This is a genomic window from Enterobacter sp. E1 (assembly GCF_016809815.1).
Classification (GTDB): domain Bacteria; phylum Pseudomonadota; class Gammaproteobacteria; order Enterobacterales; family Enterobacteriaceae; genus Enterobacter; species Enterobacter adelaidei.
Window position 1 is genome coordinate 498747 of sequence record NZ_JAFBJM010000002.1, and the last position, 16026, is coordinate 514772.

General features: G+C 59.0%; 13 protein-coding genes. 1 reads left to right on the forward strand and 12 read right to left on the reverse strand.

Annotation, left to right across the window (positions count from 1 at the left end; genetic code table 11):
• Positions 1-57: 57 nt before the first annotated feature.
• The 10 genes from iolB to JGF26_RS08550 form a co-directional block, all read right to left on the reverse strand.
• Complete coding sequence (iolB, locus tag JGF26_RS08505; protein ID WP_134707679.1) at positions 58-882, reverse strand: 5-deoxy-glucuronate isomerase; 825 nt, start codon at positions 880-882, stop codon at positions 58-60.
• 9 nt (positions 883-891) lie between these two features.
• Entirely contained in the window at positions 892-1782 is an 891-nt protein-coding gene (gene iolE, locus JGF26_RS08510; RefSeq protein WP_128348030.1) for a myo-inosose-2 dehydratase, read from the reverse strand.
• An 11-nt stretch (positions 1783-1793) separates the two neighbouring features.
• Positions 1794-3698, reverse strand: a complete 1905-nt coding sequence (gene iolC / locus JGF26_RS08515; protein WP_134707678.1) for a 5-dehydro-2-deoxygluconokinase — start codon at positions 3696-3698, stop codon at positions 1794-1796.
• 12 nt (positions 3699-3710) lie between these two features.
• Positions 3711-4844, reverse strand: a complete 1134-nt coding sequence (locus tag JGF26_RS08520; protein WP_134707677.1) for a Gfo/Idh/MocA family oxidoreductase — start codon at positions 4842-4844, stop codon at positions 3711-3713.
• 8 nt (positions 4845-4852) lie between these two features.
• A complete protein-coding gene (locus JGF26_RS08525; protein WP_049005552.1) occupies positions 4853-5881 on the reverse strand; it encodes an ABC transporter permease in 1029 nt (342 codons plus the stop codon).
• Between the two features lie 11 nt (positions 5882-5892).
• Positions 5893-7440: a sugar ABC transporter ATP-binding protein gene (locus JGF26_RS08530; protein WP_134707676.1), complete on the reverse strand. Its 1548-nt coding sequence runs from the start codon at positions 7438-7440 to the stop codon at positions 5893-5895.
• Between the two features lie 51 nt (positions 7441-7491).
• Entirely contained in the window at positions 7492-8421 is a 930-nt protein-coding gene (locus tag JGF26_RS08535) for a sugar ABC transporter substrate-binding protein (protein WP_134707675.1), read from the reverse strand.
• A gap of 31 nt (positions 8422-8452) precedes the next feature.
• Complete coding sequence (iolG, locus tag JGF26_RS08540; RefSeq protein ID WP_134707674.1) at positions 8453-9439, reverse strand: inositol 2-dehydrogenase; 987 nt, start codon at positions 9437-9439, stop codon at positions 8453-8455.
• Positions 9440-9727: 288 nt separating this feature from the next.
• Positions 9728-11653 carry a 3D-(3,5/4)-trihydroxycyclohexane-1,2-dione acylhydrolase (decyclizing) gene (iolD, locus tag JGF26_RS08545; RefSeq protein ID WP_134707673.1) on the reverse strand — a complete coding sequence of 642 codons (1926 nt, stop codon included), beginning with the start codon at positions 11651-11653 and terminating at the stop codon, positions 9728-9730.
• Between the two features lie 11 nt (positions 11654-11664).
• Complete coding sequence (locus JGF26_RS08550; protein ID WP_028016108.1) at positions 11665-13170, reverse strand: CoA-acylating methylmalonate-semialdehyde dehydrogenase; 1506 nt, start codon at positions 13168-13170, stop codon at positions 11665-11667.
• Between the two features lie 292 nt (positions 13171-13462).
• On the opposite strand from JGF26_RS08550, the gene JGF26_RS08555 reads away from it, so the two are divergent.
• Entirely contained in the window at positions 13463-14296 is an 834-nt protein-coding gene (locus JGF26_RS08555) for a MurR/RpiR family transcriptional regulator (RefSeq protein ID WP_028016107.1), read from the forward strand.
• Positions 14297-14351: 55 nt separating this feature from the next.
• Here JGF26_RS08555 and JGF26_RS08560 read toward each other — a convergent pair whose 3' ends face one another.
• Both JGF26_RS08560 and JGF26_RS08565 read right to left on the reverse strand, forming a co-directional pair.
• On the reverse strand, positions 14352-14729 hold the full coding sequence (locus JGF26_RS08560) for a DUF1641 domain-containing protein (RefSeq protein ID WP_028016106.1): 378 nt from the start codon (positions 14727-14729) through the stop codon (positions 14352-14354).
• Positions 14729-15925, reverse strand: coding sequence for an FAD/NAD(P)-binding oxidoreductase (locus JGF26_RS08565; protein WP_134707672.1), 1197 nt, complete (start codon positions 15923-15925; stop codon positions 14729-14731). Before JGF26_RS08565 ends, JGF26_RS08560 begins: the two co-directional genes overlap by 1 nt.
• Positions 15926-16026 lie beyond the last annotated feature (101 nt).

Genomic DNA, 16026 nt, shown 5'->3' on the forward strand with positions numbered 1-16026 from the left:
TACGATTTCGTAGGTCGGGTAAGCGCAGCGCCACCCGACCCGACAAGAAAGGCCGTCTCAGTCCCCCCTCTCTGCGGGATAATCGCGATTAATCCACGCGTGGTCCTCTTCCCAGGTGAACATCCATTTGCGCACCGGCCCGGCCATCACGTTGAGGTAGTAGCTGTCATACCCGGCCATTGTCGCCACCGGGTGATAGCCCTTCGGCACCATGACCACATCACGGTTATAGACCGCCATACACTCATCCAGCGACCGGTCGTCAGTATAGACACGCTGCATACAAAACCCCTGCTCCGGGTTGAGACGATGATAGTACGTCTCCTCCAGATAGGTTTCGTCTGGCGGGTTGTCCGTGTCGTGCTTATGGCTCGGGTACGAGCTGGTACAGCCTTCGTTGGTCCAGACCTCCACCACCAGCAGGCTGTCGGCGGGTTTGTTTTCCGGCAGGATGTTATGCACGTAGCGCTGGTTGTGGCCCTTACCACGCGCTTCGCCGTCAATATCCTGCGGGGCTATCAGCCGCGTCGGGTACGTCCCTTTGCCGGGCGCGGCGCAGACCGCCAGCTCGACTTTCGTTAGCGCTTTCACCTGCACCGTCTCCTGTGAGGTGACGTACACCGCCCAGGGTTTGATGCGCTCGAACGGGCTCATCCGCTCGCCGATGTCAGTAAACAGTGCTGAAGGCGTGCTGATGGAAGCGCGCCCGGCCACCAATACCAGGCAGCGCTCTTCGCTGACGGCGGGCAGCGTCAGCGTCTGCCCCTCCTGCAGCTCATACGCCTCAAAGCCGACATACCCCCAACCGGCGCTTTCCGGCGTGACGGACTGAGTCCGTCCCTCAACGTTCGGCTGTTGCCAGCGTGATAACAGACGTGACATGGCACCTCCTCAGATAAGCCCGGCGTCGCGCGCCAGGCAGCTCAGGTTGTTATACCCCAGACGGGCGTAGGTCAGCGGATGGGCAATCGCCGGGTCCTGCTCGGCCTCCACCACCAGCCAGCCGTGATAGTCCTGCGCTTTCAGCAGTTGCATGATCGGCGGGTAGTTCACGCAGCCGTCGCCCGGCACGGTAAACACGCCGCTCAGCACCGCATCGAGGAAGCTGGTTTTGCGGTTTTTGACGTCCGCCAGCACGTCGGCACGCACGTCTTTGCAGTGAACGTGGTTGATGCGCGACGCCCAGCGCTGCGCCACAGCCAGCGGATCGGCTCCGGCAAAGGTCAGGTGGCCGGTATCCAGCAGTAACCCCACCGCATCGCCAGTGTGGATCATCAGGTTGTCCACGTCTTCAGCGGACTCAATCACCGTGCCCATATGATGATGGTAGGCAATCTGTACTCCCTGCTGCTGCGTATAGCGGGCAAATTCGGTGAGCTTCTCGCCATACTCTTTCCAGCGTTCCTGCGGGAAACGCGGGCGCAGGTGAACCGGCGTCTGCTGCTCGCCGTGAATGCAGCCGCTCACTTCCGCAAAAACCAGCACCTTCGCCCCCAGCTCGCGCAGCAGCGTCAGGTGGGACTGCACGGCAGCAATCTCGTCTTCAACGCTGCGTTCCAGCAGGCGGCCGGAATACCAGCCGGAGATCAGCTGCAGGTCGTGACGCTGCAGGATGGGGCCGAGCAGGCGCGCTTCACGTGGGAATTTATTGCCCAGTTCGAACCCCGCGAATCCGGCCTCTTTCCCTTCGCTCAGGCAGGTCTCCAGAGATGTCTCTGCGCCCAGTGAAGGCAGATCGTCGTTCGTCCACGTCAGCGGGTTGATGCCCAGTTGTACACTCATTGTCGTCTCCATTATGCGTGTCCGCGCTCGCGCCACCAGGCGATAAGCTGCAGGTAGTTGTCCCGAATGCGCGCCACCAGCTGCGCATCGTCAATATCGTGTTTCAGCCATGCGCGGGAGGCATCGCCAAACAGCGTGCGTCCCACGGCGAAGCCTTTTACCAGCGCCTGTCCCGATGCGGCTTTGAAGTCGGCACGCAGCTGTTCTGCCGGAGCATCCAGACCCAGGATTACCACGCCGCGACAGTGCGGGTCCCGGCGCGCGATAATCTCGCTCAGCGCCGTCCAGCCCCCGGCAGAGAGCGGCGGCAGTTTCCACCAGTCGGGGTAGATGCCCAGGTTGTAGAAACGGGAAATGGCGCGCAGGTAGAGCTCGTCGCTGCGCGGCATGCTGGCGGGCAATATCACCTCCAGCAGCAGTTCATGTCCGGACTGACAGCAGGCGTGGTACACCTCAGCGATTTTCTGCTCCTGCTCCAGACGTAGGCCGTGGGCATCTTCCGGATGGAAAAAGACCAGGCACTTCACTACGTGCTCCTGCGGCCAGCTGATAAGCTGGGTACCAATATTTCCGTGTTCCATCTCCAGCGGACGCGAGCCCGGCAGCTCAATAGGACGACCAATCCACCACCCCTCGCCGGTAATGGCGTTCAGCGCATCCTGACCAAACGTGCCATCGCACAGCAGACCGGCTTTCCCCTCCAGCCCGGCAGAGCTTGCCGCCTCGCGGCTGGCCTGCAGGATCAGCTGCTTCAGGGCCGGAATGCGTTTGAGCGACGCGCCGCACTGCAGCGCCATATCCTCAAGCTGGCTGCGGTGATCGAACGCCATCACGCACAGCTCCGGCCATTCGCGACGGCGGGTAGTGACCCGGTGGAGATGGTTAAGACGCGGATCGAGATCCGGGCGCGGCACCATTGCGGCGCGCGAGAGATAATCATCCAGCTCGATTTTGCTCGGCATCGCCGGCGCACAGCCGTGCCGCGAGACCACCAGCGCCCCACAGGCGTTGGCGTAGCGGCACGCCTGCTCCCAGCCCTCGTCGTTCAGATAACCGCGCAGCAGGCCGGACATAAACGCATCCCCCGCGCCGAGGACGTTCAGCACCTCCACGCGCACGCCGGTCACCGTCAGGCCGTCGTCCAGCCGAGGGGGAATGGCATCGGTATACACCGAGCATCCCAGCGCGCCGCGCTTGCACACCAGTGTCGCCTTGCTGACGTGGCGCACCTGCGCCAGCGCCTGCAACGTATCGGTGCTGCCCCCGGCAATATGAAACTCCTCTTCGGTGCCGACAATGACGTCGAAGAGGTGCAGCACTTCCTGCAGCTCGCGGGTGACCTGATCGGCGGCGATAAAACGCGTTTCGCCGTCGCCTAAGGAGGTTAGCCCCCACAGCACCGGACGGTAGTCGATGTCCAGCACCGTGCGCACGCCGTGACGGCGGGCGTAATTCAGCGCCGTCAGCACCGCCTCGCGGGTCTGCGGGTGAGAAAGGTGAGTCCCGGTGATGGCAAGACACCGTGCGGAGGCAATGTAGCTTTCGTCCACATCGCTGGCGGTAATCGCCATATCCGCGCAGTTATCGCGATAAAAAATCAGAGGAAAGGTGTCCCGGTCTTTAATGCCGAGCAGCACCAGCGCCGTGAGGCGGTCTTTATCGGTGATCAGATGGCTGGTATCACAGCCCACCTGGTTTAACTCTTCCCGCAGGAAGCGTCCCATATGCTCATCGCCGACGCGCGCCAGCATTGACGAGCGTAGGCCCTGACGCGCGGTGCCGTACGCCACGTTGCCGGACGAGCCGCCGAGATATTTGGCGAAGCTCGACACATCCTCCAGACGGGCACCAATCTGCTGGCTGTAGAGGTCTACCGCCACGCGGCCCATGCATATCACATCAAACTGCTTTTCCACGTTGAACCCTCTTCAGACAATGTCATTCACGTTCAGCCAGCGGCCTTGCTGGTGTGAGAGTGCGATGGTGTCCAGCACGCGCGAGACCTTCCAGCCCTCTTCGAAGTCCGGCCACATCGGCGCGTCGGCGGCGATGCCGTCTACCAGGTCACGCACTTCCACCGTTTTTTGATCGTTAAAGCCGATACCATGACCTGCGCCCATGCAAAACGCGCCGTAGTCCGGGTGTGCCGGGCCGACCAGCAGCGTGCGGAACCCCTGACGATTCACCGGATCGTCATGCAGATAAAGCTTCAGCTCCGCCATCCGCTCCTGGGTGAAGCTGATGGCACCTTTCGTCCCGGTGATCACATACGAAAGCCCCATCTTGCGGCCGCAGGCGACGCGGGAAGTTTCAATGACGCCCTGTGCCCCGCCCGCGAAGCGCACCATCGCGTGGGCCTGATCTTCATTTTCCACGGCGACCATTTCCGACGATCCGGCCTTCGCCGGACGCGCCGGCACTACGATTTTCAGATCACCACAGACCTGCTCAATCTCCCCCACCAGGTACTGGGCCATATTGACGATATGCGCCGCCAGGTCACCCAGCGCGCCCAGTCCGGCGGTTTCTTTAAAACAGTGCCAGTGAATGGGGGAAAGCGGGTCGGCCATATAGTCCTCGTTGTGGGTGCCGTAGAAGTGGATCACCTCTCCAATTTCGCCGCGCGCAATAATCTCTTTCGCCAGCTGAGCCGTCGGGTTTTTCATGTAGTTGAACCCCACCAGCGTTTTCACCCCTGCCCGCTTCGCGGCGTCGACCATCTCGCGCGCGTCGTGGGCATTCAGCGCCAGCGGCTTCTCCGAGTAAACATGCTTGCCGTGACGGATCGCCTCCAGCGCCATCTCTTTATGCAGATGGTTGGGGGAGCAAATATCCACCACATCAATGGCCGGGTCGGCCACCAGCGCACGCCAGTCACCGGTTGAGCGATTGAAGCCAAACGCCTGCGCGCGCTCTGCCGCCAGCGTCGGGTTCACCTCCGCCACCATCTCACGCACCAGTTTGCCGCGCAGGTTGAACACCGTCGGGGCCTGGGCATAGGCAATGGCATGCGCCTTGCCGATATATCCGGTGCCAATCAATCCAATACGAACCTCTTTCATCGTGATCCTCACAGTGCGCCGCGACGGCTCTTGGCATAGGTGTCGAATGCCACCGCCAGAACGATAATTAATCCGGTGATAATTTGCTGGTAGTAGGCCGAGACGTTCATCAGTACCAGGCCGTTAATCAGAATGCCCATGATGATGGAGCCGATAATCGTGCCACCGATGCGTCCGTAGCCGCCCATCAACGACGTGCCGCCAATGACTACTGAAGCAATAACGCGCAGCTCAAAGGAGATCCCGGCCACCGCCTCAGCGCTCCCCAGACGGGCGCTCAGGATGAAGCCCGCCAGCCCAGCCAGACAGCCAATCAGCACATAGACGCTGACCAGCACGCGCTTCACGTTCACCCCAGCCAGACGTGCCGCCTCCGGGTTGCCACCAATGGCGTAGACAAAGCGCCCCCAGCGGGTTTTATGCAGCGCCAGATAACCGCCGATGGCGACGATGGCAAAGATCCAGATCGGAATGGAGATGCCGAGCAGCTCCCCGCGCCCCCACCAGCGATAGCCCTGATCGAAACCGGCGATCGGCGCGCCATCGTTAATCACCAGCGTCAGACCGCGCCAGATGGTCATCCCGCCGAGGGTAACGATAAACGGCGGCAGGCGCAGGCGGGTGACGCCCAGACCGTGCAGGAAACCAATCGCCGTGCCCATGGCCAGACAGATCCCCAGCCCAATCAGCCAGCTCATGCCGCCCCAGGCGTTCGGGTCAACGGTGGTGAAGTTATCGCCCTTGATTACGTAGGCCGCGGTCATGGCGCACACCGCCAGAATGGAGCCCACGGAGAGGTCAATCCCGGCAGTCAGGATGACAAAGGTCATCCCCACGGCCATGATTCCGTAGATGGAGACTTCGGTCAGGATGTTGAAAATATTGCGTTCAGAGAAAAAGTTGCTGTTCTGCGACTGGAAGAAGATCAGCAGCAGGATCATGAAAATCAGCACCCCGAAGCGCTCGAAGAAGGCAATGGGATCGATGCGTCCGGCGCGTTTGACCGGGGCCTGCGTTTTAGAAATCATCTGCGTCATGAGAAACTCCGTTATGCCGCGTTCAGGGCGTTGTGGTTGATGGCCATCATCGTCATCAGCCGTTCTTCGTTAGCGTCGTCACCGTGGATCTCGCCAGTCACTCGGCCTTCACTGAGCGTGATGATCCGGTCAGACACCGCCATCACTTCAGGCAGATCGGAGGAGATCACAATCACCGCCACGCCCTTTTTCGCCATATCAAACAGCACCTGGTGCACTTCCGATTTGGTCCCGACGTCGATGCCACGCGTCGGCTCATCGACAATCAGCACCCGCGGGTTGAGCGCCATGCAGCGCGCGAGGATCACTTTCTGCTGGTTGCCGCCAGAGAGCTTGCGCACCTCCTGCGCGCTGTTGACCATTTTGATCTGCAGCGCCTGGCGGTAGGACTCAATCAGGTCGTCCTCTTTGCGGGTATTCACGAACCAGCGCCACTGCAGCAACGAGGAGAGGCAGGAGAGCGACAGGTTGTCGCGAATCGACAGCCCCAGCACCGCCCCCTCTTTCTTACGGTCTTCCGGTACCAGCGCCACCCCCTGATCGAGGGCATAAAGCGGGTCGCGCGGCTGGTACGGCACGCCGTCCAGCTCAAAGCTGCCCGAAGTAAAGGCGTCAGCGCCAAACAGGCAGCGCGCCACCTCGGTACGGCCTGCCCCCACCAGCCCGGCAATCCCTAAGACTTCCCCGGCGTGGACGTGGAAACTGATGTCATGCAGAGCGATACCGTGTGGATCCAGCGGCGGTTTTTCCCGGCTTAACCCCTTCACCGACAAACGGACAGGTTTGTCTTGATGATGGGTTTCGCTGGCAGGGCGGCGGTTAAAGGCCACGTCACGCCCTACCATCAGGCGGATCAACTGCTCTACGTTGGTCTCCGCTACCGCGCCGGTGCCGGTGAAACGGCCATCCTGGAAAACGGTGAAACGATCGCAAAGCTGGAAAACTTCATGCAGGCGGTGAGTGACATAAATAATGCTCACGCCACGGTTTTTAAGCTCCCGCACCACGCGGTGCAGGCTTTCCACCTCGCTGTCACTCAGCGCGGCGGAGGGTTCATCCATGATGATCAGCCTGGCATTGAGGGTCAGCGCCCGGGCGATCTCCACCATCTGCTGCTGGGCCACGCTCAGACGGGCGACGGGCGTGGTCGGTGCGACGTTCAGTTGCAGATAATCGAGAATCACCTGCGCTTCCTGATTGACCGCTTTTTCGTCGACGATCAGGTTACGTTTGCGCGGTTCGCGTCCGAGAAACATGTTTTCCGCGACGGTCATGTTGGGCAGCAGGTTGAATTCCTGATAGATGGTAATAATGCCCTTGTTCTGCCGTTCTACCGGGGAGTCGTCCACCGGCAGCACTTCACCGTTGAACCAGATCTCCCCGCGCGTTTGCGGCTGTGCGCCCGCGAGTGCCTTCAACAGCGTGGATTTCCCGGCGCCGTTCTCACCCAGCAAAGCGTGGATTTCACCCGTGCCGACGGTGAGCTGGGCGCTGCTCAGCGCCCATACGCCGGAAAAGCTTTTTGCCAGGTCGGTTACTTTCAGTAAGGGTTGCGACATCAGCCTGCTCCTTATTTATGGGGAGCCGCCCGTACGGCGGCTCCGGACAAATCAGTTACCGGCCTCAGCAATACGCTCAGCCTGCTGCAGGTTCTCTTTGGTGATCAGCGTCGGCGGATAGTCCGCTCCGGTGATGGCTTTTTTCTCACGTACGTTAGCCACCAGCTGGCTCATCGCCGTAGTCACCGCAAAGCCCGGGCGCTGATCCGCCGTGACCGCCAGCCAGCCGTCGCGCACGCGGGCCAGCGCTTCCGGTACCGCATCAAAGCCGGTCACCAGAATTTCGCCCGGCTTCACCCCCTGGCTCTGCAGCGCTTCAATCGCCCCCAGCGCCATATCATCGTTGGCGGAGAGGATCACCTGCGGACGTTTCGGCAGCGACGGCAGAACGCTTTCGACAATGCGCATCCCTTCCGAACGCATCCAGTTGCCGGTCTGATCGGCGACGATCTTGTATTTATCCCCGCCCGCCTTCAGGCTGTCGCGGATCCCTTTGGTGCGTTCAATGTTGGAGGAAGAGCCTGGCTGACCGGTGAGCAGAATAATGTCCGCGCCGTTGGGGAATTTGGTTTTGACGAAGTCGCCAACCGCCTGGCCGCCCTTGTAGTTATTGGCGCCAAAGTGCGGCACTTTTTTCTGGCTGTCGACGGAGCGGTCAAGCGTCACAACCGGCAGCTTCGCATCCTGAATTTCATCCACCGCACTGGAGACCGCGTTCACGTCGTTCGGGGAGACGATAAAGCCCTGCGCACCACGGGTGATGGCGTTTTCCAGGTCAGCCACCTGCTTCGGTGAGCTGCCCTGCCCGTCCAGCACCTGGAGCTTCACGCCCATCTCTTTTGCGGCTTTCACCGCGGTGCGCTGCATGTGAACTTCAAACGGCATGGCCAGGTTTGGCGTACTGAAAACAATTTGCTCGTTTTCGGCGATGGCAGCCCCGGATGTCATGGCGATGAGGGCGGCTAAGATCAGTTTTTTCATTATTATGTCTCTCTGTGTAGGGTTGTTGTGTTTAGAGGACGATCTCGCGCTGGCTACGCAGCGATTCCAGCGCTTTATCCGCAAGGTACAGCGCACGTTCACCATCATCGCCGCTGCAATCAGGCACCGCTTCGCCGCGCAGTACCGCAACAAAGTGTTCCCATTCCGCGGCGTAAGCGGATTTGTAGCGTTGCAGGAAGAAGTGTTCCGGCAGCGCGCTGGTGCAGCCCTGTTGGCCGTAGTGCTGCACCTGGTTTTCAAGAATGTTGCCCGCGCACAGCAGCCCTTCGGAACCGTGCAGTTCAAGGCGCTGGTCGTAGCCGTATGAAGAGCGGCGACTGTTGACGATGGTCGCCATCGCGCCGGAGGCATATTTCAGAACGATAAATGCAGTATCGATATCCCCCGCTTCGCCAATTGCCGGATCCACCAGGTTGCTGCCCTGGGCATACACCGACACCGGCTCTTCACCCATGATGAAGCGCGCCATGTCAAAGTCGTGAATGGTCATATCGCGGAACATGCCGCCGGAGACGCGCACGTACTCCGCAGGCGGCGGAGAGGGATCGCGGGAGATGATCAGCAGTGATTCCGGTTTGCCGATGCGCCCGGCCTGAACGTCGGTTTTCACACGGCGGAACTGCGGGTCAAAGCGACGGTTAAAGCCGATGAACAGCGGCACGTCGTACTCTTTGACCACTTTCAGGCAGTCACGCACGCGAGAGAGGTCAAGGTGTACCGGCTTTTCACAGAAGATGGCCTTGCCGTGGCGGGCGGCCATTTCAATCAGATCCGCGTGGGTGTCGGTCGCGGAAGCGATCAGCACGGCATGAACGTTAGGGTCGGTCATCGCTTCGTCAAGGCTCTGCTGGCGGGCCTGATACTGCGTCGCGAGGCGGGTGGCAAATTCCTGATTCGGGTCAACCACGGACCAGAGCGTGGTCGCACTGTGGCTGGCGATGTTAGCTGCATGTACCTGGCCAATTCGGCCAGCGCCCAGTAAAGCAATGTTAAACATAACGGCTCCCGGTGTTGGTGAATGCTGTGAACTAACGACACTATAAATAAAACATTTATTTCATTTTTATAAATAGTGAAAATTATGTTTTTGAGTGCGGGTTAACACTTTTGAGATGTATGAGATAAATTTTGTTATCAATCTCACAACATGAAGGAAGGTATGCCCCTCCATTACAAAGGAGCGAGGGAGTGAAAACCACACCGTACCGTCCCCTCTCCCGTTGGGAGAGGGTCAGGGTGAGGGGAAAAGAAAAATGAAATGAAAATTTCGTTACGGCAGGAAAACTCAATACTGACGGGCTTTTTTCACCTGAGCCTGTGTTTGCTCGGCGGCCTGGCGCACCGCTGGCGACTCAGCCACCTGCGCGTCGCCGGTTCGCCACCATGACGCGTAATCATGGGTCATCGTTTTCGGCAGCACTTTGATGTCGAGGAGCGTCGGCCCCGGATGGGCGCGCGAGGCTTCCAGCGCCGTCAGCAGGCTTTGCTCGTCATGAACCCGCCATGCACGACAGCCGTAGCTTTCCGCGTTTTGCGCAAAATCGACCTTCACCAGTGGCCCGTCAAGCCGACCCGTTTTCGGGTTGCGGTAGCGGTTTTCCGTGCCAAAGCTGCCCATTCCGTGCCCCATCTGCAGGTTGTTAATGCAGCCGAAGCTCGCGTTATCAAACAGCAGAATGGTGACCTTTATGCCCTCCTGCACGGCGGTTTGCAGCTCTGAATGCAGCATCATGTACGAACCATCACCCACCATGGCGTACACCGGCTGCTGAGGTTTTGCCAGCTTCGCGCCGATGGCTGCCGCAATCTCGTAACCCATGCAGGAGTAGCCGTACTCCAGGTGATAGCTGTCCGGCGTTTTGACCTGCCAGAGGCGCTGTAAATCCCCCGGCAGCGAACCGGCCGCGCCCACCACGATGGCGTTATCTTCAACATGCTGGTTGATCAGCCCAAGCACCCGAGTCTGGGTCAGGCGGGTGTTGAGCATTTCACCGTATTCCATGAGCTGCGCATCAAGGTGCCCTGCCACTTCAGGCGCGTCGTCCGGACGCCACTGGCGATCCCACAGGCGACGGCACTCGTCGCGCCAGGCGGATTTCGCCTCAGCGATCGCCTCTCCCCAGCCGCTGCGATAATCTTTCAGCGCGTGGGTCAAGGCCGTCAACCCGGTTTGGGCATCGGCAATCAGCGCGGTGGCATCCAGCTTCAGGGCGTCAAACTCGGCCACGTTCAGCAGCAGGAACTCGACGTCCGGATGGGAAAAGAGCGCCTTGGAGCCGGTGGTAAAATCGGTCAGGCGCGTGCCGATACCAATCACCAGGTCAGCCTGCGGCGCAAGCTGGTTGGCGGCCATTCCGCCCGTCACACCGACGCCCCCCAGATTAAGCGGGTGGTCACTTACCAGCGCCCCCTTTCCGGCCTGGGTTTCGGCAAACGGCAGTTGTAACGTCTCGACAAATTCACGAAACGCCTCATGCGCGCCGGAATAACGTACGCCGCCGCCGCATACCACCAGCGGACGGCGCTTGCGGGCAATCAATGCCTGAGCCTGCGCCAGCCGCTGCGGGTCAGGTGGACGGCGTTCAATATGATGCACACGACGCGCAAAGAAACTCAGGGGGTAATCCCAGGCTTCCCCCTGCACATCCTGAGGTAAGCAAATGGTCACTGCCCCTGTATTTGCGGGGTCAGTAAGCGTTCGCATCGCGCTTAACATCGCGCTCATGAGCTGTTCAGGACGGTTGATGCGGTCCCAGTAGCGGGAGACCGGGCGGAAACAGTCGTTGGTACTGATGCTGAGATCGTGATACTGCTCGATCTGCTGCAACACCGGGTCCGGCTGACGGCTGGCGTAGATATCGCCCGGCAACAGCAGGAGCGGAATACGGTTCGCCGTGGCCGTCGCGGCCGCCGTCACCATATTGGCAGCACCAGGCCCAACGGATGAGGTGACGGCAAAAATACGCTGGCGGCGATGCTGTTTGGCGAATCCCGTCGCCATATGGGCAATCCCCTGCTCGTTACAGCCCTGCATCACCTGCAGATGGCCGGGGTCCTGCTCCAGCGCCTGGCCGATACCGAGCACGTTACCGTGCCCAAAGATCGTTGCCACGCCCTCCACAAAGGGCGTTTCGTTACCATCAACGCTAACGTATTGTTGATTAAGGAATCTGACCAGCGCCTGGGCCATGGTCATACGTTCGGTTTGCATAAAACCCCCTGTCAGCCCAGCGTCGGCATGGAGAACGCAGCGCCTGTCTCCTGCTGCATTTCCGGCCAGCGCGCGGTGATGGTTTTCATTCGGGTGTAGAAACGCACGCCATCGTTCCCGTGAACATTGAGCGCACCAAAGATGGAACGCTTCCAGCCGCCGAAGCTGTGGAATGCCATTGGTACCGGGATCGGCACGTTGACCCCCACCATGCCCGCCTGCACCTCTTCACAGAAGCGGCGCGCGCAGCCACCGTCACGGGTGAAAATAGCCGAGCCATTACCATATTCGTGGCGGTTAATCAGATCCACCGCGCTGGCGTAATCTGCTACGCGCACCACAGAAAGCACCGGACCGAAAATTTCTTCCTTATAGATGGTCATCTCCGGAGTGACGTTATCGAACAGCGTCGGCCCAACGAAATAGCCCTGCTCGTGACCCTTCACGCTGAAGCCACGCCCATCCACGCGCAGGTTCGCCCCCTGCGCTTCGCCACTGTCAATGTAGCCCAGCACCTTGCTGCGGTGCGCGGCGGAGATCAGCGGCCCCATCTCGTTTTCTGGCTTCTGGTCCAGCCCCGGCCCGACGCGCAGCGCGGCGATCTGTTTTTCCAGCCGGGCGCAGAGATCATCGGCGGTTTTATCGCCCACGGCCAGCACCACGGAAAGCGCCATACAGCGCTCCCCTGCCGCCCCAAAAGCCGCGCCCATGATGGCGTTCGTCGCCATATCCATGTCGGCATCCGGCATTAAAATGCAGTGGTTTTTCGCGCCGCCGAGCGCCTGACAACGCTTACCGTGGGCGGACGCGGTCTGGTAAATGTATTCGGCAATCGGCGTTGAGCCAACAAAGCTCACCGCCTGCACGCGTGGGTCGGTCAGGAGCACATCAACGGACTCTTTATCGCCCTGCACCACGTTGAAGACGCCGTCCGGCAGGCCGGCCTCTTTCAGCAGCTGCGCCAGCGCGAGCGCGAGTGAAGGGTCTTTTTCCGATGGTTTCAGCACGAAGGTGTTGCCTGTCGCCAGCGCAATCGGGAACATCCACATGGGTACCATCGCCGGGAAGTTAAACGGCGTGATCCCGGCGCAGACCCCGAGCGGCTGCATCAGCGAGTGGCTGTCGACGCCCGTGCCGACGTTCGCAGAGTGTTCACCTTTTTGCAGATGCGGGATGCCGCAGGCGAATTCCACCACTTCCAGGCCACGGGTCAGTTCGCCAACTGCGTCTGAGAAGACCTTACCGTGTTCTTCACTGATGATACGGGCCAGACGCTCCATATTCTCTTCAAGCAACGCTTTGAAGCGGAACATCACACGTGCGCGCTTAAGTGGAGCAAAACGCGCCCACGCGGGAAACGCTTGCTGTGCTGCGGCAATCGCCTGTTCGGTTTCCTGTGCCGTGCTCATCACCACCTGGCGGATTTGTTCACCAGTGGCCGGGTTGAAGATCGCCTGAACGCGCTGGCCTGAACCGGTGACACATTCGCCGTGAATAAAATTCGCTACCGTCTCCATCCTTAACCTCTCGCTGTTGATACGTGACTGTTACCTGAACGTTGTGTACTGAACACTATATATGAAACAAATATTCCATTTTAAGTTGAAATAAAATAAATGATGATTATTGTGATCAAGGATGGATTTTTATGTTAACAGCCAACATCACTGACTCAGCCTGAGCTATTAAGGAATTTCGGGCGAGGAAATGACTGAAGCTTCTGTTTCATTTTTGCTGCCAGATGGATGGCCGACATTTAAAAGACGCGGTTTTGCGTTTAGAATCATATGACTGTATTTGGGGGATAACATGACGACAGCAACCAGCCTGAACGAACTGCAGCAGCAAATCCGCGATCGCTACGATAGCCTGAGCAAGAGGCTGCAGCAGGTTTCCCGCTATGTGCTTGATAACACCAACAGCGTGGCCTTTGATACAGTTGCTGTCATTGCCGAGCGCGCCGACGTACCGCCGTCGACGCTCATCCGCTTCGCCAATGCCTTTGACTTCACCGGTTTCAACGAGATGAAACAGCTGTTTCGCATGAACCTGGTGGAGGAGACAGCCAGCTATAGCGACCGCGCCCGGCTGTTTCGCGAAATGGAGAGCGAGGCCGTGCCGGAAACGCCGCTTGATATTTTGCAGGAATTCGCTCGATCGAATGCGCAGGCGTTACAGCAACTGGCCGCCCGCGCCGAACCGGAAATGCTGGAGCGCGCCGTGCAGTTGTTGGCCGATGCCGACACCATCTACATCGCCGGTTTACGCCGTTCCTTCAGCGTCGCGGCCTATCTGACCTATGCCCTGAGCCACCTGGAGTGCCGCCCGATTCTGCTCGACGGGATGGGTGGCATGCTGCGCGAGCAAATCAGCCGCATTAAGGCGCGAGACATCGTGGTGTCGATCAGCTTCTCGCCGTACGCGGAAGAGACGGTGATGGTCAGCGAAACCGCCGCCAGCGTCGGCGCACGTCAGATTGTGATTACGGATAGCCAGATCAGCCCGCTGGCGACGTTCAGCGATCTCTGTTTTGTGGTGAAAGAGGCACAGGTGGATGCGTTCCGCTCCCAGTCAGCAACGCTGTGCCTGGTGCAGTCGCTGGTGGTGGCGCTGGCGTACAGGTTGGGAAGTGGGGACAAATAGTCTGCATTGCCCTTTTGCCGGCCGGGAACGGCACAGCCGCCCCCCGGCATTTTGGTCAGTTCTTTATTTCAGTACACTCCGGGTAGTCTACGGATGAGAGAGCACTCAGGCGTTGCCCCGTAATCTGCAGAACGCGCAGTAGAAGCATAATGCCGCGACGGGTATCTGGATCGTTCAGCATCGAGAACACCTGCCGAAGCGAAACATCCCCTTCCCGGTTAATTTGCTCTCCCCATGCCATGCGTAGCGCAGTTCCGCCTTCCCAGCCGACAGTCACAACATCTTCAAAAACGCCGGCCAGTTTTTCGACCATCGCGTTATCGGTCATTTCAAGCAGGTCCGCCACCAGGGCGAGCAAATCAACAAGATTATTCAGGCGATTGCCGGCCATAAGCGGAGCAAGATTTTTCAGCAATTGTTCCTGTTCGCTCATCAGAACATCCCCCTCACGACACCCCAATACAGTCCACGGTTAAAACCGTTTCGCAGCATGCCACCGAGTTTTGTCGCAGGCACCGGCGTCACATCATTGCGATAGTCATATACCAGCGGCATCCCCGCCCAGAGCCCCATCTGCGCGACGGCCTGAACCCGGCCATCGTAATGATTACCGCTTCCGGGTGGTCTGCCATACAGTTCCGCCACAATATTGTCGACAATGATCGGGGCCTGGTTATGGCACGACCCGCCAGCTTTACTGATAGGGAGATCGACGGTATCGCCGATCACATAAACGCCTTCTAACCCGTAGACGCCCAGCGTTTGGTGATCCGTCGGCAACCAGCCTTCTCCATTCTGAATCTCACTGAGCCCCGTATTACGCACCGCTTCTACCGCCCTGATAGGAGGCGTGGCCATCAGGATGTCGAAGTTCTGCGAATCGCCCTCGGCGGAATACGCGATTTTGCTGTCAGGATCGACATGACTTAAGGTAAAACCGCGCTGGTGCTTTATACCTTTGGCAGCAAAAATATCCCCCAGCGCCTCCCCAACCGGACGTTGCAGGAACAGACAGTTTCGCAGTAATTGCGCTACGGTCGGATAGGTATAAACAATCTCAACCTGATTACGCACCCCACGCTGGCGCAGATAGTCGTCAACCATCAGCGTGGTTTCAATGGGGGCAATGCCGCACTGGTGGGGAACATTCGGCGTTTCCGGGAAAGAGACGGTGATAAAGATTCGTCCCTTTTTAATGGTGGCAAGTTTATGGGCTAATTGTCTGGCCGCCGCGTATTGGTAAAAATGATCGCCCACTTCAGCAAGGCCAGGGATTTTTTGTGGGAAAGGTGTACAGCCAGTAGCAATAACCAGCAGGTCCCAGTCGTAGTATTTCTTACTGGCGCTGTATAAACGACGTTGTTTAAAATCGAAAGATTCTATTTTATCGGTAATAAATTGAATTTCCGGACTCAGTAATTGCCGCTCCGGCCGGGCCAGCTCATGGTGATGAAAGAGGTTAAACGCGACGTACATAAACGCGGGTTTGTAGTAGTGCACCGGTGATTCGGATATCAGCATCAGTTCTACCTGACCGGCGGCAATTTCGCGTCGTAATTTCCTGGCCAGCAGGTTGGCGACAATCGTCCCTCCCGTGCCGCCACCGACAATCATTATGCGGTTTTTCATTCCGTTATTCGCTCATGGTAGTGAATGGGAATTCACGTAACCAGACCGCTTCACTGTTACGCTCAGCTAAAGCGTAGTAACAGAGCAATATTCCGCAATGC